Source organism: Geoalkalibacter subterraneus (assembly GCF_000827125.1).
Lineage (GTDB): Bacteria > Desulfobacterota > Desulfuromonadia > Desulfuromonadales > Geoalkalibacteraceae > Geoalkalibacter_A > Geoalkalibacter_A subterraneus.
In genome coordinates, this window is sequence record NZ_CP010311.1 from 3,468,073 (window position 1) to 3,475,523 (window position 7,451).

Genomic DNA, 7,451 nt, shown 5'->3' on the forward strand with positions numbered 1-7,451 from the left:
GACAGCATAACACAAGGATGGCTGCAGCAGAATAAATAAAATTTCCATGAATGTTGAAGGTACGATTCAGGCCGTTCCCGCAGCAGGTTTATTGCTTTTCATAGATCAACAGGTGGCGGCGCGCCTTACTTACGGGAAGAACGATGGGGCGATTTTCGCGTTGAATAAAACCCTGAAGATCGGTATGAGGCTGCGTTTCGTCGGCATCGCCTTCGCGCGGACCTTTCATGGCAATCATCAGCCCCGCACCCTTTAAATACGGCGATGCCCATTGCAGCAACTGGGGCAATTCAGTCAAGGCGCGGGCAATGACGACATCAAAAATGTTTTCTTTTTCGAGGAGCTGTGGGTAATTTTCTATACGCCCCTGATAAGCGGTGAAATTCGAAAGGCCCAAATGCCTTGCGGCGTGCCGCTGAAAATGGACTTTTTTCGCGACAGCCTCCAGAGAGACGACTTTCAGATCAGGCCGGGCCACTGCGAGGGGAAGCCCAGGCAATCCCGCGCCGGAACCCATATCCAACAACCTGCTGCCTTCAGCGATAAAGGGTAATGCCGTTAGCGAGTCGACCAGGTTTTTCTCGACACTCTCTTCCGGGTCACAGACAGCGGTCAGGTTGATCTTTTTATTCCAGCGCAACAGCTCTTCCTGATAGATCAGCAACTTCGTCCGAACCTGCTCATCCAGCTGCAGACCAAGGGCTGCCATGCACTGCTTTATTTTCGTATCGAGGAATAATTTTGCTGCCATGGCCTTCTTATTTTTTGCGTACCGCAACGGATAATACCGCAATTGCGGCAGGAGTAACGCCTGGGATGCGGGAAGCCTGGCCGAGTGTTGCGGGCTGAGTCTTCATCAATTTTTCGCGCACCTCAAAAGACAGCCCGGAGAGTTTTTCGTAGTTGAAATCTGCCGGGATCACCACCTGCTCGGTCCTGCGAAACCTTTCGACCATTTCCTTTTGACGTTCAATATATCCCGCATACTTGGTTTGGATTTCCAGCTGTTCCCTGGCGGACAGAGAAATGGATGTGAGTTCCTCATCGAGGAACATCAGATCATCAAGGGTTACCTCCGGCCGCCGCAGCAACTCCTCGAGAGTTTGTCCCTGGCGCAATTCACTCACAGGCAAACGCTGTAAAATTTCTGTCTGGCCAGGAGACACCTTGACCTGGCGCAACCGCTCCCGGCCGCGCTCCACCTGCTCCTGCTTTTCGCTGAAATGGCGCCAGCGTTCATCGCTTACCAAGCCTATTCTACGCCCCAGCGGTGTTAACCGTTGGTCTGCATTATCCTCTCTCAACAACAGTCGATACTCAGATCGCGAGGTAAACATGCGATAAGGCTCGTTGGTTCCGAGGGTGACCAGATCATCCACCATCACCCCGATGTACGAGGTGTCGCGGGTTAACACCAGCGGGTCATCTTCCCTCACCTGCAAAGCAGCGTTGATGCCGGCGAGAAGACCCTGAGCCGCAGCTTCTTCATAACCCGAGGTTCCATTGATCTGGCCGGCATGGAAGAGTCCTTCGACATGCTTTGTCTCCAATGTCGCGCGAAGCTGTGTCGGCGGAAAATAATCATATTCAATTGCATACCCTGGCCGCATGACCTCAACCTGTTCAAGACCGGGAATTGTGCGCAAAAAAGCCAACTGTACATCTGCCGGCAAAGAGGTAGAAACCCCGTTAGGGTAGACCTCGCGGGTTGCCAGACCTTCCGGCTCCAGGAAAATCTGATGCTGATCCTTTTCCGGAAAACGATGTACCTTATCCTCTATGGAAGGGCAGTAGCGTGGACCGACCCCTTGGATCTTTCCGGTATAAAGAGGGGAGCGATCCAAGCCAGCCCGAATAACATCGTGAGTGCGTGGATTGGTATAGGTGATATGACAGGGGACCTGCGGCGACCGGATTTTTTCAGTCAAAAAAGAAAAAGGTCTGGGCTGCGGATCACCATGTTGCTGCTCCAACTTGGCATAATCGATTGAATCCCCGGCCAGCCTTGCAGGCGTCCCAGTCTTCAACCTCCCGACTTCAAAACCGAGGTCCTTAATCTGTCCGGACAAAAACTCAGACGAAGGTTCTCCGGCTCGTCCCGATCCGTAGTGATGGAGGCCAATATGGACCAGCCCTCCCAGAAAGGTCCCATTGGTCAAAATAACTTTTCTTCCCTGATAAGCTATCCCCTCACGGGTCTCAACTCCCGCGACGGATGCCCCGCTTAACAGCAGGCGATTAACCGTGCCCTGCTTTAAGAACAAACCAGGCTGCCGCTCGAGCCTCGCTTTCATTTCCTGGTTATACTTGGACCGGTCGGCCTGAGCCCGGGTGGCACGAACAGCCGGACCTTTTTTGGTGTTCAGAATTCGAAACTGAATCCCCACCTGGTCAATCACACCAGCCATTTCGCCACCAAGGGCATCAATCTCTTTGACCAGGTGGCCTTTTGCCAACCCCCCGATAGCCGGGTTACATGACATCAACGCCACAGTGTCGAGGTTCATGGTCAGCAACAGGGTGACGCAGCCCATCCGTGCCGCCGCCAGAGCCGCCTCGCACCCTGCATGGCCCGCACCAACGACAATGACGTCATACTTTTTGCCGTAATCGCTCAACATAAGGAAACCTGATCGGAAAGATGTTTCACGTGAAACATTGGAATCAAAGCACTGATATAAGATTTTTTACTTATTTTTATATCCAAAGAAAAGTAAAGAATCCACGCCCACAGGACGTGGCTTTGTAGTTCGCCCCCCATAGGGGGGCTGGCCCTGCCCCCAAGGGGGCGGGCTGAAGTTGTGCCGCGGTCCTGTCCTCAATCTCCCAACTGAAGTTGCTCCATTTGCCGCTCTTGCTTGTCCTGATAGCGGACATACTTGCGTATCATGTCCGCATCCATGCCGACGGTATCAACGCAATAGCCCTTGGCCCAAAAGTGGTTGCCCCAATAGGGTTTCTTCCGCAAATGCCGAAACTGCTGAAACAGTTTCATCGACGTCTGCCCTTTTAACCGCCCCAGAAAGTTCGAGATCGACACCTTGGGCGGGATCATCACAACCAGATGGACATGATCGGGCTGAACATTCAACTCCACGACTTCACAACCGGAATAGCCACATATCGCATGAATACCTGATTCAACGGCCTCTTTCACTTTTCCCTGCAAAATCCGAAACCGGTACTTTGGGACCCAAACGATGTGATACTGGCAGTGCCATATCGAGTGTGATAACTTACGAAATCGGCTGCTCACTGTTTTCTCCTTTCTTTTCGATGTTGCGGCACAACTCGAAAGAAAGAATAACAGTGAGCGGCTTTCAGCCATACCCATTCGGGACCGGCGTAGCCAGTCCACATCACCACACCCACAGGGTGTGGGTTTCTACTTCAAACTAAAAAAGAGGACCGCAATCCCTTGCGAGAAACTGACCCTTATTTACCGATACAAAAACGACTGAAAATACGGTTTATAACCTCTTCAGGTGCCGTTTCACCAGTAATGACACCGAGGGATTCAACGGCCTCCCGTAAATCAAGAGCAATAAATTCAGGTGAAAGACCTGCATTAAGGCTCTCAATCGTCTTACCGAGTTTCTCAAGGGTCTGAGAAAGGGCCTGGTGGTGTCGCTCTTCGGTCAAAATCAAGGATTCGGGGCATTCCTCTCCATCGGCAATCCCGGCACGGATGCGAAGCTCCTCACGCAGCCGATCGATTCCGGCGCCGGTAGCAGCAGACACAGTTATTACGGGAAAATGAGAGGGCAGGGAAGGGATCTCGACCGAGGGAAGATCGCTTTTGTTGATAACGATGATGCTGTTTTTCCCGGCACAACGCCCCAAGGCAGAACGATCATCATCATCCATACCCCGGTGGCCGTCGATCACGAGGAGGACAATATCCGCCTGTGCAATCTTACCGCATGCTCGTCGGACACCTTCCTGCTCCACCGGATCGTCACTGTCGCGAAGACCGGCTGTGTCGGTCAGACGCAAACGCAGTCCGTCCAGATCGAGTTGTTCCTCAAGAGTATCCCGGGTGGTGCCGGGAAGGTCGGTGACAATAGCGCGGTCGCTGCCGACAAGAGCGTTAAGCAGAGAACTTTTACCGACATTGGGTTTACCGAGAATAAGAACTGAAACCCCTTCCCGCAACACCCGCCCGTTGCGAAAGCTGGCGACGACCGGACGCAGATTCTCGATAACAGAGGTCAGGGTGCCAACAATACTGTCAAAGGAAGGATGATCGATATCCTCTTCGGGAAAATCGATCCAGGTTTCAAGAAGCGCAAGCGAGTCAAGCAATTGTTCTCTGAGTTCATTGCAGAAGTGAGCCAGAGAGCCTTCAAGGTGCTGAACCGCGATCTGATGAGCACTGCGATGCCGTGCTTCGATCACCTCCATAACACCCTCAGCCTGGGTCAGATCAATCCGCCCATTAAGAAAAGCCCGCAGGGTAAACTCACCGGGCTGGGCGGTTCTGGCCCCGGCATGACGCAGCGTTTCAAGGATCCGACGACCGACAACCAATCCGCCATGGCAATGGATCTCAACCACATCCTCACGCGTATAGGAACGCGGAGAGGCCATGTACACAGCCATGACTTCATCAATCACACGCTGGCTGGAATCAGTAAATTGCCCGTAATAAAGGCGATGGCTTTTCCAGGAAGGCGGACCGCCCCCGAGGCCGAGCACAAAGGGGCGGACAAGATCCAGACACCCGGGGCCGGACAGTCGGATAATACCGATACCGCCCTGACCGAAAGAAGTTGCCGGGGCCACAATGATGTCTTCACCCTGGGGCCGGTTTCCGGCAACTTCCTTTGAGCGGGTTGTAGGGGGCAGATCAAAACTCATACGGGCTCAGGAAGCATCAGTCTTTTTGTCGGTGAATCAGATACTGCTGGCCGATCGTCAACAGGTTGTTCACCAACCAGTAGAGCACCAGACCGGCCGGGAAATTGAGGAACAGAACGGTAAAAACAATAGGCATGGCAAGGAAAATCCGCGCCTGCATAGGATCCATGGTCGTAGGGGTCAGTTTCTGCTGAACGAACATTGAGGCCCCCATCAGCAGGGGAGTCACATAGTAGGGATCCTTGGCCGACAGATCGGCGATCCATAGAAAAAAAGGCGCGTGACGCAGTTCAATGGAGATCAGCAGAGTTTTATAAAGAGCGAAGAAAACAGGGATCTGAACAAGCATGGGCAGGCACCCGCCCAAAGGATTGACCCGGTGCTCCTTATAGAGATTCATCAGTTCAACATTGAGACGCTGCTTGTCATCCTTATATTTTTCCCGCAGTTTCTGCATGTGAGGCTGCAGTTTCTGCATCCCCTTCATGGAAGTGTAGCTCTTCTGAGTCAACGGCCAGAAAATAAGCTTGATAATAACCGTCAGCAGGATAATGGCGAGGCCGTAGTTGTGCAGGAATCCGTAAAAGAACTTAAGAACATGCAGAAGAGGGCGGGCCAGAAATCCGAAAAACCCGTAGTCCACAGCATCACTCAAGCGGTGCCCGGCGGCGGAAAGAAGATCGAAGTCTTTAGGCCCCATGTAGGTTTTAAAGGAAAACTCGCGCACATCACCGGGAGAGAGGGTCTGGTACCCGGTAAAAAGAGAAGTCACAACCATGTCGGACAGATAACGGACCTGAGCCTCGCTGATGGTGTCGTCAACAGGGATCAGAGCGGTCAGAAAATATTTTTTTTCAAACCCGGTCCAGTAGATCGGTGCGGAGTATTTTTTCTCTTCCTTACGCAGGTCCTTGACCTTGTCCTGATATTTTTTTTCTTCGGTCAGGGTGGTGGGCCCTACAAATTCGTACATGCTCCCTTCCATGTCATCCGACCAGGGCTGTACGTGAGAAAAAACAAGGTTGCCGGAGAGGGGAGCACTGCCTTGGTTAGCAACCCGGAGAGTCACATTGATCTGATAGTGATCGGCATCGATTTCAAGAGTTTTGACCAGATCAAGACCTTCAGCCGTTTTAGCGGTAAAGACCAGGGAACGCTGTTCACCTTCGGAGAGGCGCAGGTCGCCGCGATCCTGCCGGGACCAGGACAGCCCCTCAAGGGCGCGAAAACCATCGGTTCCCCCAAGGCCGAGGGTGCCGACGCCGCGTTGAAGAGTATCAACCAGGACAACCGCACCCGCAGTATCCTTAAGGGACTGGCGATAATTCTTCAACTCCGTCCGAAGGACGCGACCGCTGTCCTGCGCAAGAGTCAACCGGACACGCGGCGTATCAACCACAAAAACACCCTTGTCGACAGAGGATTTCAGCGGAAGTCCGACGTTACCGGAAACAGTGGGGTCGACAGGCGTGATAGAGGCGGCAGGCGTTTCACCGGATGAAGATTGACTGACTTCCTGCTGTTGGGCAACCTCATTTTCCTGCTGGGGTTGCGGCGGAAAAAGAATGGAAAAACCCATCCAGACAACCAGCATGAGAAGTATCGCTATCAGGGTTTGCTTGTTTTCCATGAGAACTCCCGATCAATAAAAACTTCAGGGGAGAGGATCGTATCCCCCTGGGTGAAAAGGATGACATTTCGCCAGGCGTTTGCAGCCGAGATAAACCCCGCGCAGGATTCCATATTGACGAATCGCCTGAAAACTATATTCGGAACAGGTAGGATAAAAACGACAGGAAGGCCCCTTCAACGGAGAGAGGCAGATCTGATAAAAGCGAATAAGGGCAAGTAGGATGCGACGCATGATTACTCCCGCGTCAATACCGCTCGAATTTCTTGAAGCACGTCGGAATAACGCAGCATTGGTGCTCCTCGCCGGGCTATAATACTGAAATCCCGACGCGGGGTTGCCGCCTTGAGATGCCGTCGAAAAACTTCCCGCAGCAACCTTTTGACCCGGTTCCTCTGGGGTGCGTTCCCGACTTTGCGGCTGGCAGTGATGCCGAGGCGATTATGCTCCAGCCCGTTCAATCTTTGGTACACAAGAAAGTGGGGCGTTTTAAAAAAACGCCCCTGCTTTCTGACCAGATTGAATTCACGACTGTATTTAAGACGTGCGGACGCAGGAAAAGCCTGTGGTTTACCCGCGGTCACCGATTTATTTCTTAGGGGTCGTCACAGCGAGCTGGCGCCGGCCACGGGAGCGACGACGATTAATGACCTGACGCCCCTTTTTGGTCAGCATCCGCTTGCGGAAGCCATGGGTTCTTTTACGACGAATACGACTGGGCTGGTAAGTTCTTTTGCTCATTTATGCTAGCTCCTCCGGAGTAATTGATTCTTAAGGCGAAATCAAATAAAAAGCATATCCACAGATCATTGTCAACACTGTTTCCTGTTCAGGGCAAAGAAAACAGTTCAGTGCCGCAACCAACAAATCCCCTTGAAATTAACGAGCTGCTCTGTTAGTTTATAGTGTTTCTAATTGTTTTAAATCACTGTTTTCGCTTACAAATTCCACTTTATCCACA

At 52.3% G+C, this 7,451-nt stretch carries 8 protein-coding genes; all 8 read right to left on the bottom strand.

What is annotated here, in order from left to right:
• Nucleotides 1-88: 88 nt before the first annotated feature.
• Nucleotides 89-793, bottom strand: coding sequence for a 16S rRNA (guanine(527)-N(7))-methyltransferase RsmG (rsmG, locus tag GSUB_RS16410; protein ID WP_158414115.1), 705 nt, complete (start codon nt 791-793; stop codon nt 89-91).
• Nucleotides 759-2,621: a tRNA uridine-5-carboxymethylaminomethyl(34) synthesis enzyme MnmG gene (gene mnmG, locus GSUB_RS16415; RefSeq protein ID WP_040201810.1), complete on the bottom strand. Its 1,863-nt coding sequence runs from the start codon at nt 2,619-2,621 to the stop codon at nt 759-761. The genes rsmG and mnmG overlap by 35 nt, the downstream gene beginning before the upstream one ends.
• 197 nt (nt 2,622-2,818) lie before the next feature.
• Nucleotides 2,819-3,256: an IS200/IS605 family transposase gene (gene tnpA, locus GSUB_RS16420; protein WP_040198735.1), complete on the bottom strand. Its 438-nt coding sequence runs from the start codon at nt 3,254-3,256 to the stop codon at nt 2,819-2,821.
• A 179-nt stretch (nt 3,257-3,435) separates the two neighbouring features.
• Nucleotides 3,436-4,860: a tRNA uridine-5-carboxymethylaminomethyl(34) synthesis GTPase MnmE gene (mnmE, locus tag GSUB_RS16425; RefSeq protein WP_052465031.1), complete on the bottom strand. Its 1,425-nt coding sequence runs from the start codon at nt 4,858-4,860 to the stop codon at nt 3,436-3,438.
• Between the two features lie 16 nt (nt 4,861-4,876).
• On the bottom strand, nt 4,877-6,490 hold the full coding sequence (gene yidC, locus GSUB_RS16430) for a membrane protein insertase YidC (protein WP_040201812.1): 1,614 nt from the start codon (nt 6,488-6,490) through the stop codon (nt 4,877-4,879).
• Between the two features lie 24 nt (nt 6,491-6,514).
• On the bottom strand, nt 6,515-6,724 hold the full coding sequence (gene yidD, locus GSUB_RS18820; RefSeq protein WP_235269855.1) for a membrane protein insertion efficiency factor YidD: 210 nt from the start codon (nt 6,722-6,724) through the stop codon (nt 6,515-6,517).
• 2 nt (nt 6,725-6,726) lie between these two features.
• Nucleotides 6,727-7,074 carry a ribonuclease P protein component gene (gene rnpA / locus GSUB_RS18825; protein WP_084212173.1) on the bottom strand — a complete coding sequence of 116 codons (348 nt, stop codon included), beginning with the start codon at nt 7,072-7,074 and terminating at the stop codon, nt 6,727-6,729.
• A 4-nt stretch (nt 7,075-7,078) separates the two neighbouring features.
• Nucleotides 7,079-7,231, bottom strand: coding sequence for a 50S ribosomal protein L34 (gene rpmH / locus GSUB_RS18830; protein ID WP_084212174.1), 153 nt, complete (start codon nt 7,229-7,231; stop codon nt 7,079-7,081).
• Nucleotides 7,232-7,451: the final 220 nt, after the last annotated feature.